Source organism: Bradyrhizobium sp. sBnM-33 (assembly GCF_032917945.1).
GTDB lineage: Bacteria > Pseudomonadota > Alphaproteobacteria > Rhizobiales > Xanthobacteraceae > Bradyrhizobium.
Window position 1 is genome coordinate 3366321 of record NZ_CP136624.1, and the last position, 14502, is coordinate 3380822.

Annotated in this window: 13 protein-coding genes; all 13 read left to right on the plus strand. The window is 61.1% G+C overall.

Going from position 1 to position 14502, the window contains the following annotated elements; translation table 11 throughout:
- The first annotated feature begins 114 nt into the window (after positions 1-114).
- The 13 genes from RX328_RS15595 (at position 115) to RX328_RS15655 (ending at position 14309) form a co-directional block, all read left to right on the plus strand.
- Positions 115-1014 carry an MBL fold metallo-hydrolase gene (locus RX328_RS15595; protein ID WP_213251570.1) on the plus strand — a complete coding sequence of 300 codons (900 nt, stop codon included), beginning with the start codon at positions 115-117 and terminating at the stop codon, positions 1012-1014.
- 484 nt (positions 1015-1498) lie between these two features.
- Positions 1499-2287, plus strand: a complete 789-nt coding sequence (locus RX328_RS15600) for an SDR family NAD(P)-dependent oxidoreductase (RefSeq protein WP_213251569.1) — start codon at positions 1499-1501, stop codon at positions 2285-2287.
- Positions 2288-2302: 15 nt separating this feature from the next.
- Positions 2303-3100 (plus strand): MoaF C-terminal domain-containing protein, encoded by a 798-nt coding sequence (locus tag RX328_RS15605; protein WP_213251568.1) that lies wholly within the window; start codon positions 2303-2305, stop codon positions 3098-3100.
- A gap of 14 nt (positions 3101-3114) precedes the next feature.
- Positions 3115-3504, plus strand: a complete 390-nt coding sequence (locus RX328_RS15610) for a nuclear transport factor 2 family protein (RefSeq protein ID WP_213251567.1) — start codon at positions 3115-3117, stop codon at positions 3502-3504.
- 279 nt (positions 3505-3783) lie between these two features.
- Positions 3784-5049: an ABC transporter substrate-binding protein gene (locus RX328_RS15615; protein ID WP_213251566.1), complete on the plus strand. Its 1266-nt coding sequence runs from the start codon at positions 3784-3786 to the stop codon at positions 5047-5049.
- A 6-nt stretch (positions 5050-5055) separates the two neighbouring features.
- A complete protein-coding gene (locus tag RX328_RS15620; RefSeq protein ID WP_213251565.1) occupies positions 5056-5919 on the plus strand; it encodes a branched-chain amino acid ABC transporter permease in 864 nt (287 codons plus the stop codon).
- 7 nt (positions 5920-5926) lie between these two features.
- On the plus strand, positions 5927-6958 hold the full coding sequence (locus RX328_RS15625) for a branched-chain amino acid ABC transporter permease (RefSeq protein ID WP_213251564.1): 1032 nt from the start codon (positions 5927-5929) through the stop codon (positions 6956-6958).
- Entirely contained in the window at positions 6955-7674 is a 720-nt protein-coding gene (locus RX328_RS15630; RefSeq protein ID WP_213251563.1) for an ABC transporter ATP-binding protein, read from the plus strand. Before RX328_RS15625 ends, RX328_RS15630 begins: the two co-directional genes overlap by 4 nt.
- Complete coding sequence (locus RX328_RS15635) at positions 7671-8381, plus strand: ABC transporter ATP-binding protein (protein WP_213251562.1); 711 nt, start codon at positions 7671-7673, stop codon at positions 8379-8381. Before RX328_RS15630 ends, RX328_RS15635 begins: the two co-directional genes overlap by 4 nt.
- A 181-nt stretch (positions 8382-8562) precedes the next feature.
- The gene (locus RX328_RS15640; protein ID WP_213251561.1) at positions 8563-9519 is read left to right on the plus strand and encodes a helix-turn-helix domain-containing protein; all 957 of its coding nucleotides are present in this window, start codon (positions 8563-8565) and stop codon (positions 9517-9519) included.
- A 101-nt stretch (positions 9520-9620) separates the two neighbouring features.
- A complete protein-coding gene (locus tag RX328_RS15645) occupies positions 9621-11027 on the plus strand; it encodes an aldehyde dehydrogenase family protein (protein WP_213251560.1) in 1407 nt (468 codons plus the stop codon).
- 30 nt (positions 11028-11057) lie between these two features.
- A complete protein-coding gene (locus RX328_RS15650; protein WP_213251559.1) occupies positions 11058-12653 on the plus strand; it encodes a GMC family oxidoreductase in 1596 nt (531 codons plus the stop codon).
- A 144-nt stretch (positions 12654-12797) separates the two neighbouring features.
- Positions 12798-14309 carry an aldehyde dehydrogenase family protein gene (locus RX328_RS15655; RefSeq protein WP_213251558.1) on the plus strand — a complete coding sequence of 504 codons (1512 nt, stop codon included), beginning with the start codon at positions 12798-12800 and terminating at the stop codon, positions 14307-14309.
- The last annotated feature ends 193 nt before the right edge of the window (positions 14310-14502 follow it).

Below are 14502 nucleotides of genomic sequence, written 5' to 3' on the forward strand. Positions count from 1 at the left end.
TCCCGCCAATCGGCAGTGCTCAAGGCTTCGCCGCTTTCACGTAGAGATCGCCGGATACTTCACTTGCCTGCCGGCAACGTTCAATCGTTTCGCAAAGACCCAATGGAGATCCAGATGTACACTCGGAGAGATATCGTGATGACAACCCTTGCGGCCAGCGCAACAGCCGTCCTTGCCTCAGCGGAGTTCGGCCATGCCGCCGAATCCAAATTGAGCTGGAAGCATTTCCCGGCGGGTCCCAACGGATTCTTCCGCGCCCCGGTGCTGTTATCCGGCCCGACCGAAGCCGTTCTGATCGACGGCGGCTTCAATTATCCAGATGGCCGCGCGTTGGCCGACGCGATCAAGGCGACCGGCAAGAAGCTCACTGCGATCTACATCAGCCAGTCGGATCCAGACTACTACTTCAGCCTTAAACCGGTTCGCGACGCCTTTCCGGGTGTGAAGGTGATCGCCGCCGCGGCGACGCTCGAAGCGATCAAGGGCAATGTCGAGAAGAAGCTTGCCGTATGGGGACCGCAGCTCAAGGAGAACGGCCCGCAGACCCTCTCCGATGTCGTTCTGCCAGAGGCGTTTGACGGTCCATCTCTGACGGTCGACGGCGAGACCGTCGAAATCATCGCCGCGGAAGGTCTGGCCAACCGTCGCTATCTTTGGGTGCCATCACTCAAAGCTGTTTTCGGCGGCGTCATGATCTTCTCAGGCGTCCACGTCTGGACCGCCGACACGCCGACAGCGGATATACGCGCTGCCTGGATCGCAAACCTCGACAAGATCGCCGCGCGCAAGCCGGCCGTCGTCGTGGCCGGCCATATGAAGCCTGATGCGGCAACCGATCTTTCAGGCGTTCAACACACCAAAGCCTATCTGGTCGCATTCGAAGAGGAATTGGCCAAGGCCAAGGACAGCGCGGCGCTGAAAGCTGCGATGGAAGCGCGGTTTCCCAATCTCGGGATGGGCGTCGCCCTCGACATCGGCTCCAAGGTCGCCAAAGGCGAAATGAAGTGGGGCTGATACGTGCGCCGATCTCAATGATCCGCGCCACTTCGTGAAGCCTCGTCGGACGAGAGCGGCCGCTACCCGCTGGTCGCTCTCGCTCACGGCTTGCATTCTCCGGAGGCCGCCTCAGACGCCGCGGCGAGATCGATCAGTATCTCCCGCCAGGTGACGATGTAGACTCCGTCTCTGATTTTCAATAGCTGCTCTCGTCGCTTCCGCAAATTGCCCCTGCGCAGTCCATTCAGGTCCAGACGATCGGCTCGACCGAGGCTGCCTTGCTGCGGCGCCGACATGCGTTTGGGTCCCACAGTGATCGCGCCGGAGTCCAAGACGAAGCCGGTGAACCGGCGTATTTCTGATCTCCATCCAAGCCCCGGGGACTAAAGCGGCTTGGTGATGGCAGCTATTGGCGTCGCGACGCTTACATCACCGCTAACGCCGACGCACGGATGCCCCGAACTTTCGTGAGTGCACAGATACGGGGAGCTAAATCGCGAACATGAGATTCTCAGGAAAAACCGCTCTTATCACCGGGGGTGGGACCGGAATTGGCGCCGCTGTTGCGCGCCGCCTCGTATCCGAGGGTGCCAAGGTGGCGATCATGGGCCGCCGTCTAGAGCCACTTCGCGCCATCGCTGATGACGTTGGGTGCTTTGTGGTGCAGGGCGACGCCGCCGACGGTGAGGCCGTGCGGGGGGCACTCGAGCAGATCCATCGCCAATTCGGTCCAGTCGACATTCTGATCGCCAACGCCGGCGGGCACGGCGTCGGCCCAACGATCTCCATGAGCGATCAGAATTGGGCGCTTGCGACACGGCTCAATCTGGATACGGCGTTCGTTTGCGCCCGCGAGAGCCTTCCCGATCTGATCGAGCGGAGAGGGGCCATTGTGATCGTCGCGTCGATCGCCGGCCTGTTTGCAGGACCCCAGGCGGCCGGATATGTGACGATGAAGCACGCCTGTATCGGGCTCGGCAAGTCGCTTGCACGGGACTACGGTCGCCAGGGTGTGCGAACCAATATCGTCTGCCCGGGTTGGGTGGCGACAGCCATGGCCGACGAACAGATGCAGGTCGTCGTCGATAAGCATGGTCTTTCGTCGATCGACGAAGCGTATCGGCTGGTCACGAAGGACGTTCCGCTCGGCCGTCCAGCGACACCCGAGGAGGTTGCCAATGTGATCTGCTTTGTCGCTTCGGATGAAGCCTCGGCAATGAACGGATCGATTTTGACCGTCGATGGCGGCGCCGCGGTTGTGGACCTCCCGACGCTGGCGTTTGTCGATTGAGTAGAGGGAAGAGGAATGGAAGCAGAAGCAAACCGACCTGCCGATTGGAAGCATTTCGATGATTTTTCTGCCGGCATCGCGACCAATCGATTACCCGTAACAGATGCGCTCTCCGGGCAGGTCTTCGACATTGTACTGAAGAGCGGGCGCAATATCAGGCTGCTGTTTGCTTCACCCGATAAAGTAGAGTGGAGCGAAGGCAGCGAAGCGAGCGCAGACTGGTACGAGGCGCTTTCGGTCGCGCCTGACGTGTTCTTCATCAACATGACGTTTTCTGCGCGACCGCGCGAGGACGAGGCCTTTGTCGTCAACGTCAAGACGCGTCGTGTGTTGTCGGTACGTGAGCGCGTCCGCGATGCGGCCGAGGCCCCCGGCGAGCCACGTGTAGCGCAAGTTTACACACCTGGTATTCTCGGCACCTCCGCCGACACGCCCGGCGGCGTTGAGCCGGCACCGACCAGAGATTTGATTGGGCTTACCTCACACTATGAATACAGTCCCAATCACCTCTATGAGCATATCTACCTGAGTTCCGAGCGATACGCGTGGCAGAATCTGGTCGGCGTGCAGCGCGGCCAGGGCGACGTCGATCTGGCGACGACCTATAAATTCGACACCGACCAGTATGTGTTCGGTTTCCGCGAGTTCATCATCCCCGTAGCGTCGATCTTCTTCTACAATCTCGACGCCATGCGTTCGACAGGGAAGTTTCTCGGCGTGACCAGCCAGGGCGCGGTCGAAAACAAACCCGCCGGGGCATTCATCCAGATGAAATCCAGGACCATCTACGACGCCGGCAAGCAGCCGGTCTGATCGGGACGAACGACATGAGCAAGAATTACGAGGCGATCAAGGCGCATTATGCTGCCTCGGATCGCAAGGACGTGGACGGCATGATGGCCCCGATCACTGGGCAGACCGTGTGGACGGAGATGGCCGGTTTCCCGTACGCGGGCACCTATGTCGGCCCGGAGGCGATCATCGCCGGAGTGTTCAAGCGGATCGGCGAAGAGTGGGACGACTACTCGTTCTCGCTCGAGAGGCTTGCCGACGCCGGTTCGATCATCGTCGGCATGGGCACTTATACGGGACGGTTCAAGAGGACGGGAAGGACGATGAAGGCCCGCGTGGTCCATGTCTGGGACATGGAGGACGGCCAGGTCGTTCGCTTCGAGCAGTTCACCGACACGAAGCTCGTCGTTGAAGCGACGAATTAAGTACGCTGGAAGAGATGCCGGCCTCCCATGGCGACCGGCATCTCCTCGCTGAACTCGCGCGTTTACGTCCTAGACGGCCGCGTCCGAGTCCAAGACGGGCTCCGTGCGTCGGGCCTAGTGTCTGATCGTTCTGCGCAGTCAACAAAAAATGCGCTGTGGCGTCCCTCCTCGGCGAGCGCTCGTTTCGCGCTTCAAGGGTAGGCGTTCGCCATGGCGAGAGCCAGACGCGCTGGAGATCGCTGAGCCGAAGGCGAGAGATTTTTCAGGGGAGGAAACCTTATGAAGTCGAGAAGTGCGTTCTTAGCTGTGATTGTCGGGACGCTGATGTCTTGCCTGACCAGCGCGGCGTATGCCGCAGATCCCAAGTGTGGCGCCAATACCGGCAAGGCAGCTGCTGGCGAGCCGATCGTCATCGGCGGCATCGTCAGCATAACTGGCCCCGATAATTTCAGCTCCTCTGGCCTGGCGGCGGCCGCCTATTTCAAGTGCCTCAACGCCAATGGCGGCGTGAACGGACGCCCCATCAAGTATCTGCTCGAGGATGACGCCTGGAATCCAGAGCAGTCCTCGCAGGTTGCAGCCAAGCTCATCCGAGACCAAAAAGCAGTCGCCCTGGTCGGCAATATGAGCTTCGTCGATTGTGGCGCAAACCAGGGGCTTTACGAAAAGGAAGACATCATGGTGATCGCCGGCGTCGGCGTGCCCCGTGACTGTTTCTTCCAGAAGAATTACGCACCGACCAATGCCGGCCCACGCGTCAGCAACACCAAAGCAGTGATGGATGTGGCGCAATCTTATCCTGGCAAGATCAAGCGCCTTGTCTGTATAGCGCCAAATATTCCGAACGTCGGCGAATGGTCGTGCACCGGAGCGGTCACGTGGATCAAGAAGCAGGGCGGCGATGGAAAGATCATAACCTTTGACCCCGGTACTTTGGATGCCACCTCGATTATCCTTGAGGCGATGGCTTTCAAGCCGGACGTGATCAGCGTGGGGACGCCCAAAGGGATGGCGGTTCCCATCTTCGCGGCTGCAGAGGAACAGAGGCTGGCGGACAAGGTGCACTTCACGGGTCCGGCGTCGCTCTACAATTTGGATTTTCCCCGCGCAATCGGCAAATATTGGGACGGCAAGGTCACGGTCGACATGGAGTTGAAGGCCGCCGATGCCGGAACGCCGGATATGCAGAACTGGCTCGCGGTGATGGAGAAATATGGCAAGGCCTCGGATCCTCGCGACACGTTCTCTCAAGCCGGGTATCTCGCCGCTCGCGTCACCGCAGAAACCCTGCTGAAGTTGGACCCCGCCAAGACTGACCGGGCGGCGGTGACGGCGGCCCTGCGGAACGTCAAGCGCTTCGAAAGCGATATGTTGTGCTCACCCTGGTACATCGGCGACGGTCCCCGCCACAACGCCAACCATGCAGGGCCCGTCTCGCTCGTGAAGGACGGCAAGCTGATGCCGAAGCCGACTTGCATCGAGTCGGAAGATCCTGAACTTGACGACGTGCGCGCGTACGAGAAGACGATCGGCCTCGCGAAGTAAGTCAGTATGCCCGATTTCGCGCCGTTTCTTGTCTCGGGTCTCGCGTTGGCCGCGACGTATGTACTCTCGGCCGTCGGTATCGTCGTGCTGTACCGGGCTTCAGGCGTGGTCAACTTTGCCCAGGGCGCCGTCGGCGCCCTGGCGGCCTTCATTTCCTGGTCGATCGTCGAGCGCGGCGGCCCGGAGGCCTTGTCATGGATTGTAGGCGTGGCCGTCGCCGCTGTTGTCTCGCTGGCCTATGGTCGCCTGATCGCGACGCGTCTGGTACACAGCGACCCGATCACGCGTGCGGTGGCAACACTCAGCTTTGCTCTGATATTGCTCGGCTTCATGGGTTATCTCTGGGGAGAGGCGCCGCGTCGTCTTCGCCTGCCGACCGACACGATGGGCTTCGAACTTCTTGGCGTCCGTGTCACGTTGACGCGCGCCATCGCCTTCGGGCTCGGGGTGCTGGTAACGGCCGTCGTCATGCTGTTTCTCGCGCGCAGCCGCATGGGTCTTCAGATGCGCGCTCTCGCCAGCAATCGTGAGCTCAGCGCGATGCTAGGAGTCCGCGTCTTTCGTATCGACGGTTGGGCCTGGGTTATCTCCGGCGTGCTGGCTGGGGTGAGCGGCGTGCTGCTCGCTGACCTGCAGCGGTTGAGCGGGCAATCTCTTACGTTCGCTGTCATCCCGGCTATCGCCGCTGCGGTCATCGGGCGTTTTTCGTCTCTTCCCGCGACAGTTGCGGGCGCCCTTGCGATCGGCGTCTGCGAGGCGCTTCTGACACCGGTGCCCGTCATAGGCCCGTTCCGCTCCGCGACTCCCTTCATCTTTGCCGTCGGCGCGATGCTGTGGATGCAGCGCAAACCCGTATTTGTGTACAGGTGATCGTGAAGTGACCGATCGAAGTCTTGATGGAGTTTCGCTCGTCGTCTCCGGCCGATTACCACTTCGGGAGATCGCTCTCTGCGTAAGCGCGCTCATTGCCCTCTGTTTTCTTCCGTCGCTCCTTAGCGGTTATTGGCTCCGTGTGCTGATTTCGGTCGCCGCACTCGTGGTCGCGAGCCTGAGCGTCAGCCTTCTTTTTGCGCAGCTTGGCATGGTTTCCCTTGCGCAGTTCGGCCTGCTCGGCGTCGGCGGGTGGTTCGCCTTGCGGATATCCCACGGAATCGGCGCGCCCTTCGAACTCGCGCTTCTGACCGGTGGAGCAGCGGCGGCTCTTGTCGGCCTGGTTGTCGGGCTGCCAGCTCTCAGGATGCGTGGGCTGTATCTTGCCATCATCACGTTGATGATGGCGGGCGCGATACAGGTGCTGATCAGTGCCTTTGGGTTTCCCGACGGCGGCACCGGCATTCTCGGCAAGAGCACGGGGAGCCGCGTCATGATGGCCCGCCCATTCCTTGCGCAAAGCGATCCGGCCTATTTCCGCTATGCCGTGGTCATCACGGCGCTCTGCTATCTCGTCGTCCTGGCGCATTTGCGCGGACGGCCCGGCCGCGCCTGGGCCATGATTCGACGGGGTGAAGTTTGCGCGCTGGCGGGAGGCGTCCACATCGTCGCGTACAAGGTCTGGGCCTTCGCCCTTGCCGGCTTCCTCGCGGGCGTTGCAGGAGGATTGCTCGCCGGCGGCGTAGGACAGCTCGACGGCAGCGCATTCCCGGCCAGCCAGTCAATCATGCTGTTTGCGTTGACGATTGTCGGGGGCGCCTATTCCTGGCTTGGACCAATCATCGCCGGGCTGTTGCTGCGAGCTTTCCCTGCATTGCTGAATGAATTTCATGTCGACGGCAATATCGCGACAATGCTTTTCGGGATTGGACTGCTGCACGCCCTGATGACCGCCCCGCAGGGCATTGCGGGTCAACTTGCCGATATGGTCCAGGCAGTTGCCCGACGCTTCAAACGCGAAGGAAGGGCACCCTCGTGATCGAGATCGACGATCTGACGGTGCTGTTCGGTGGTGTGCGCGGGCTGAACGCGTTGACGGCGAACTTGCCGGAGCCGATTACCGGACTGGTTGGGCCTAACGGGGCCGGAAAAACAACGCTCATCAATGTTCTGTCCGGCTTCATACGTCCCGCAGCCGGCTTGGTCAGGGTGGATGGCAAGGACCTTAAAGGCATTCCCGCCTATAAGCGCGCCGCCTTCGGCATACGCCGTACGTTCCAGAACGAGCAGGTGGTCGAGAATCTGAGCGCAGCCGATAATGTGGCCGCGGTGCTCGATAATGTGCCGACCGACGGCCAGCCGCGTCGGACGCTGATTGCGAAGGCCTTGGACTTCGTTGGTCTCGGTGCCAAGGCGAATGTGCTCGGCCGTAACCTCAACGCCTATGAGCGGCGCATGGCGGAGATCGCCCGCTCGACCGTTGGAAGCCCGCGCCTGATCATGATGGACGAGCCCGGCGCCGGCCTTGCGCAGGACGAGAGCGAGCATCTGCGCCAAGTCATCAAGAATGTTCACGACTACTGCGGCGCGCAGGTATTGCTGGTGGATCACGATGTCGATCTCATCTCCGCAACTTGCGCAGCGACGTTGGTGCTCGATTTCGGTTCGCCGATTGCCTACGGCCGAACTCCGGACGTGCTTGCCGATCCGAAGGTCAGGGCCGCGTATCTCGGCGTCGTGGAGGAGGACGCGTGAGCACCGGGCTGACAGTGCAACGCTTGAACGTCGCGCGCAGCGGCAAGGCGATTCTGCACGACGTAGATCTGACGATCTCGCCGGGCAGGATAACCGCTCTGCTCGGCGCCAACGGCGCGGGCAAGAGCAGCCTCGTGCTTGCAATCGCGGGCGTCTTGCCGGTTTCCAGCGGCGTTGTCACGCTCGACGGCCAGTCCATCGTGGGGAAGAGGCCGGACGGCATTCGGGCGAGCGGCGTCGCGGCCGTGCCCGAAGGTCATCAGGTGCTGAACGACCTGAGCGTGGAGGACAATCTGAAGGTGGCGGGCTGCCATCTCACGCGTGCTGAACTCCGGTCGGCCCTCGACGTTGCGCTCGACACATTCCCGGAGCTGCGCGACCGCTTGCGTGTTCGATCGGGCGATTTGTCCGGCGGACAGCAGCAGATGGTGGCGCTCGCGCAGGCCATCATCGGAAAACCGCGGTATCTGCTTGCAGATGAGCTGTCGTTCGGTTTGGCGCCAGTCATCGTCGCCCGTTTGGTTCCGGTGCTTCAGAAGCTTGCATCCCAGGGGGTCGGCGTCCTGTTGATCGAGCAGTTCACGCATATCGCGCTCAAGATCTCGCACATCGCCTACGTGATGGAGCGGGGAAGGATATGTTTCTCCGGCGAGCCGCAGGAGCTCGTCGACAATCCGCAGATACTGCACAGCGCCTATCTCGCCTGACCAACAAGGTCAGGATTTCTACCCTATCGCGCCGGCGGCCGATCCGCGATTTTCCTGGTGGCATCTCACCTCGTTGCGCAGTTCGTCGAGCGCTGCGGCGAGGTCGTTGACACGGCAGGCTTATCGCTTAACATGTTATCAAAATCGCCCGCTTAGCGGCGTTTCCAAGGGGAGGGGGCGCATGCAGCTCCAGGAATTTAGCAACCGGACGCCCGACGTCTGGGGACAAGCTCCATTGGAGGAGTGGAGGGATCGGCTCCAATCCGTATGTGGCCGCTTCAATCCATTTGGTTGGGAGAAGCGTGCTGTCGTCAACGGAGGCGTCTCGCTTTCCAACGCAGCGGGTGTGGAAGTCGTCCAGGTCGCCACTGACGTTGAAGCCGTCCGCCGCGATGAACGCGATATTCGCCGGGATTACGGCGAACATTTCTTTCTGCTGGTCCAACTGCAAGGGACGTGCGGGATAGAGCAGAGGGGTCGGCAAAACACGATCTTGCCCGGAGACTGCATCCTCGTGGACTCCTCCCTTCCTTCGAATTTTTACTTCCAGGGCCGTTTCAGCAACCACCTTTCTGTACATTTGCCCAGGCAATTGCTGCTGGCCGAAAAGCCGAACGATTTCGAGATATCGCGGCGATTGGCCGCTGACGATCCGATGTCGACCATGCTGCGGGCGCTGGTCGCAAAGATGTTGCAGACCTCGTCCGGTCACAAGCGATCGGCCGAATTGCGGCAGTTGTTCTTGCAGGCGACGCGGCAAGCCTTCGCTGTAGATGTGCCCGACACACCGCTTTGCCCGAGAGACCGGGCCAGCGGCCGGCTGGAGTTAGCGCGTGCGCTGGTCGATCGTCATCTCACGGATGAATCGCTGACACCGCAATGGTTGGCAACCCGGCTTGGAGTGTCCATGCGTACGCTTCAGGAGGATTTTAGCGCCATTGGGACTACAGTTACGTACTTCATTCGAGATCGTCGCTTGCATCTGGCAAGGGATCGCCTGGTTGAGAAGCAGCGCGGCGCCGACGACGGCACGATTGCCCAGATCGCGTACTCATCGGGCTTCAACGACATCTCCTACTTCAATCGATGCTTCAAGAAGGCCTTCGATTGCTCTCCGAAAGAAGTCGTACGTCGTTAATCTGCGCTTCGGTCCAACTAGCGCCGCGTTATCTTCCAAGACAGCGGATGTCAGATCGCTTTTGCTGAAACGCAAGAAACTGCGTGACAGGAGAGGTTCGCATGCGGCGTTGGGCCTTGTTCATTGATGGTCGTCGGGTCGAGACGGAGAGCTTTCAGGACGTCAGTAATCCTTCGACTGGCGAGATCGTGGGCGCCATGCCGGTCGCTACCGCGGCCAATCTTGATGCGGCTGTGGCGGCCGCTTCAAAGGCGTTCCTGAGATGGAAGGAACGTCCGGACTCTGAGAGAGCTGAAGCCTGTCGTGCCATCGCAAGGACAGTCGAAGCCAATTCCGAAGAGCTGGCCCGGCTCCTGACGCTCGAGCAAGGCAAGCCGCTCAATGGCCTTGGCTCCCGGTTTGAGATCGGAGGGGCCGTCGCCTGGACGCGCCATACTGCCGAGTTGGCTTTACCCCTGGAAGTGTTGCAGGACGGACCGGAGGGCCGGGTAGAACTTCACCGCAAGCCGATCGGCGTTGTCGGCTCCATTACGCCGTGGAACTGGCCGGTCATGATTGCATGCTGGCACATTATCCCCGCCATACGCGCGGGAAATACTGTCATCATCAAACCATCTCCCCTCACGCCGCTCAGCACGATCCGGCTGGTCGAACTGATGAACGAAGCGTTGCCGCCGGGCGTAGTCAACGTCGTAACGGGCGAGAACGAAATCGGCGCGCAGATGTCTGCCCATCCCGGGATCGCGAAGGTTACGTTTACAGGCTCCAGCGAGACGGGGCGCAAGATCATGCGGAGCGCCGCGACGACGTTGAAGCGCCTCACGCTAGAACTCGGTGGCAACGACGCAGGCGTTGTATTGCCCGACGCCGACCCAAAGGCGATCGCCGAGGGCCTGTTCTGGGGCGCGTTCATCAACGGCGGCCAGACCTGTGCCGCGCTGAAACGGCTCTACGTTCACGACAGCCTTTATGACGACGTCTGTCGGGAACTCACAGCCTATGCAAAGAACGTTGTCGTGGGCGACGGGCTGTCAGAAGCCTCCACGCTTGGCCCGGTTCAAAACAAGCGCCAGTTCGAGGTCGTCTCTGCGTTTGTCGAAGAGGCAAAGGAAAAGGGCGGCCGCGTACTGATCGGAGGCGACCCTTCCGGCGGCCCGGGATACTTCTATCCGGTTACGCTCATCGCGGATGTCGATCACGGTTGCCGGTTGGTCGACGAAGAACAGTTCGGACCCGCTTTACCGATCATCCGCTATCACGACGTGGAAGAAGCGATTGCGAAGGCGAACGCAAGCTCCATGGGTCTTGGCGGCTCCGTTTGGGGATCCGATCTGGATGCGGCAAAAAGAATCGCCGGCCAGATCGAGGCAGGCTCGGTGTGGATCAACAAGCACGGCGCCATCCAGCCGAACGCACCGTTTGGCGGCGTCAAGCAGTCTGGATTCGGCGTCGAGTTCGGCGTCGACGGTTTGAAGGAATTCACGACCGTCCAGACGGTGTTCTGCTAGTTCGGAACTGAGAGGTCGCCCGGGGGGAGCATGCAGGAATACGATTACATCGTCGCCGGCGGCGGTTCGGCCGGATGCGTTCTCGCATCGCGCCTGTCGGAAGATCCCGGCGTGCGCGTTCTCCTGATCGAGAGCGGACAGCGCGACAGCGACAAATACATCCACATCCCGGCCACCTTCTTCAAGGTTCTGGAAAAAGGACGGGACGCCCTGTTCTATTTTTCCGAACCGGAGAAAGGCCTGAATGGTCGGCCCTCAATTGTGCCGCAAGGTCATGTGCTCGGCGGCGGCAGTTCGGTCAACGCGATGGTCTACATCAGGGGGTCGCGCCAGGACTACGACACTTGGGCTCAGATGGGCTGTCGAAACTGGGGGTACGAAAAGGTTCTTCCCGTCTTTCGCGATCTCGAGAACAACCAGCGCCTCTCCGGCGAGTTTCATGGGACCGACGGCGAACTGACGGTTTCGGATCGATCCTATGGTCATCCCCTGTCATGGGCATTCATCCGCGCTGCCCAGGAGGTCGGGATTCCCTATAACGAAGACTTCAACGGGGCCCGGCAGGAAGGCGTTGGTTTCTACCAGACTACGACGAGCCGCGGGCGTCGTCGCAGCTCAGCCGAGGCTTTCCTGCGCAAGGCTGAACGTCGCTCCAATCTGACCGTCAGAACCGCGAGCCGGGTGCACCAGGTGGTGTTCGAAGGCAGGCGGGCGAATGGCGTGCTGCTCGATGATGGATCGACAATCAGGGCGCGGCGCGAAGTGATCCTGGCCGCCGGAGCGCTGGCCACGCCCAAGATCCTGCAACTATCGGGCATCGGGCCGGCGGCTCATTTGCGCGAGCACGGAATCGAGGTCGTTGTCGACCTTCCCGGTGTCGGCGAGAACTATCAGGATCACCTGGAAGCGACTGTTCAATGTGAAGTCAAAGACCCGATCTCGATGTTCGGTGAAGACAAGGGCCTCAGGGCCATGTCGCACATGCTGCAGTATGTTCTGACCAAGACCGGACTGTTGGCCTCGACCGTGGTGGAATCCGGAGGCTTCACCGATACAGCGGGGACGGGTGAGCCTGACATCCAGTTTCACGTGCTGCCGACCTTCGTTGGATTTGCCGATCGCGCGGCGGAGCCTGGCCATGGAATCTCAATCGGTCCTTGCGTCCTTCGCCCGCAGTCGCGCGGGTCTGTTCGATTACGTTCGTCGAATCCTGCCGATACTGCGCTCTTTGTCGCAAATTCGCTTGCAGAACAGGTAGACGTCGACACCCTAGTGCGAGGCGTCGAGATCGCCATTCGCATCTCCGAGGCTCCTTCGCTGGCACGTCTCGTAAAGCGCCGTGTTCTGCCAAAGCCGGGGCTGGAAAATAACGCTGAGGCTCTTCGCGATTACGTGCGCTCTATCTCGAAGACTGTGTTCCATCCGTCAGGCACAGCGAAAATGGGAGCTCCTTCGGATCCCATGGCGGTCGTGTCGGAGGACTTGCGTGTGCGAGGCGTAGAGGGTCTGCGCGTGGCAGACGCTTCGGTCATGCCGCGCCTCGTCTCCGGCAATACGAATGCGCCGACGATGATGATCGGAGAACGCGCGGCTCGCTTCATTCTGGGGAAGGAAGTCGCTGCATAGACTGGCCTTGATTCGTCAGCGTCCCTCTTGGTGCAACTTGTCACCCAACCGTGTGACTGATCCGCGCGGGTTGTCCTCGTAAAAGCGCGCTGTGCGGGTGATGGCGGCACGAAGGGCCTGCTCATTTTCGGCAAAGGAGCGATGATGGCGAGTTATACGGCAATCGGCCCCCATGATCTGAATCAGTTATCCGCCGCGGCCCGCAGCGAGCTTGAGCACGGCGGGCGTATGCTCATCGATGGCGAGTTTGTAGATGCGCCGTCGAAGCTGCCGGTCATCGATCCTTCGTCCGGCAAGGCAATCTCCGAAATTTGCGATGCAAGCCCGGCTGATGTCGACGCCGCCGTGGGTGCGGCGCGCCGGGCCTTCGAGTCGGGTCCCTGGCGCAATACCCCTCCTGCGGAACGCGAGAAATTGCTGTGGCGGCTCGCCGAATCCATTGAGGAACATGCCGACTTGCTTTCCGAGCTGGAGAGCGTCGATGTCGGAATGCCACGCTGGATGTCGCGCAATCTCGATGTCGCGGGTACCGCCGGCGTTGTTCGTTACATGGCGGGCTGGCCAACCAAAATCGGCGGCCGCACCACCGATGTTACCGTACCAATTCCCGGCTCCGAATTCGTCGGCTTCACCACGAAGGAGCCGGTCGGGGTCATTGGTGCCATCATCCCCTGGAATGTTCCCTTGATGCTGGCGGTATGGAAGCTGGCGCCGGCACTTGCCGCGGGTTGCACCATCGTGTTGAAGCCGTCGGAAGATGCCTGCTTGAGCGTATTGGCGCTGGCGCGGCTGGTGATGCAGGTCGGTATTCCGCCCGGTGTCGTCAACGTCGTGACTGGTGGAGCCTCGGCAGGCGAGGCGCTCGTGAGCCACCCCGACATCGACAAGATCACGTTTACAGGCTCCACTGCCACGGGACGTCGCATCGCCGAGGTTGCGGCGCGCAAATCGAAGAAACTAACGCTGGAGCTCGGCGGCAAATCGCCACAACTGCTTTTTGCCGACGCCGATTTCGAGGCGGCGATCAAGGGTATCGGCGACGCAATCTTCCTCAATTCCGGTCAAGTATGCGTTGCAGGCTCGCGCCTTTACGTCGAGCGGCGGCGTTACGAGGAGACCGTCGAGCGTCTTGCGCAACATGCCAAATCGCTTGCGATGGGACCGGCACTCTCGGACGCGACGGTGATCGGTCCGCTCGTCAGCCGGCGCCAGCAGGATCGGGTGCTGAGCGCGGTCAAAAAGGCCGCCGAGCAGGGGGCGGTGATCGCAACCGGCTCCCCGGAAGTGGAATCCCCGGGCTTTCACGTCCGCCCGACCATCGTGGCCGGAACGCGCAACAGCATGGATGTCGTCCGCGAGGAAATCTTCGGTCCGATTCTCTCGGTTGCGGCGTTCGACGACGTCGACGAGGCTATCGCCTTGGCCAATGACACGGAATACGGCCTCTCGGCCTGCATCTGGACCTCAAATCTGTCGACGGCGCACCGCGTCGCCCGGCGCATCAGGTCGGGCAAGGTCGCGGTCAACACCGAGCCTTTGCCATATCCGGCTTTGCCGGAAGGCGGCCGCAAAGCGTCGGGCTATGGGCGTGACCTCGGTCAGGAGTCGATTGAGAGCTTTCTCGAGGTGAAATCGATCCTGATCCGCACGGCGTGACGACGAAGTTTATCCGGGTCCAGGGCGGGACTGTCCCATATCTCGGTGACAGCGGGCGCTCACGGATCCGGGCTATCAATACATCGAACCGTGGACACGGGAGAGTTCGGGACTACCCGGTGGAGCCAGCAATCGATCGCCGTGTGTCGCTGAAGACGCCCCAGCCGGACAGCTCAAGAAGCCGGCGTGCATA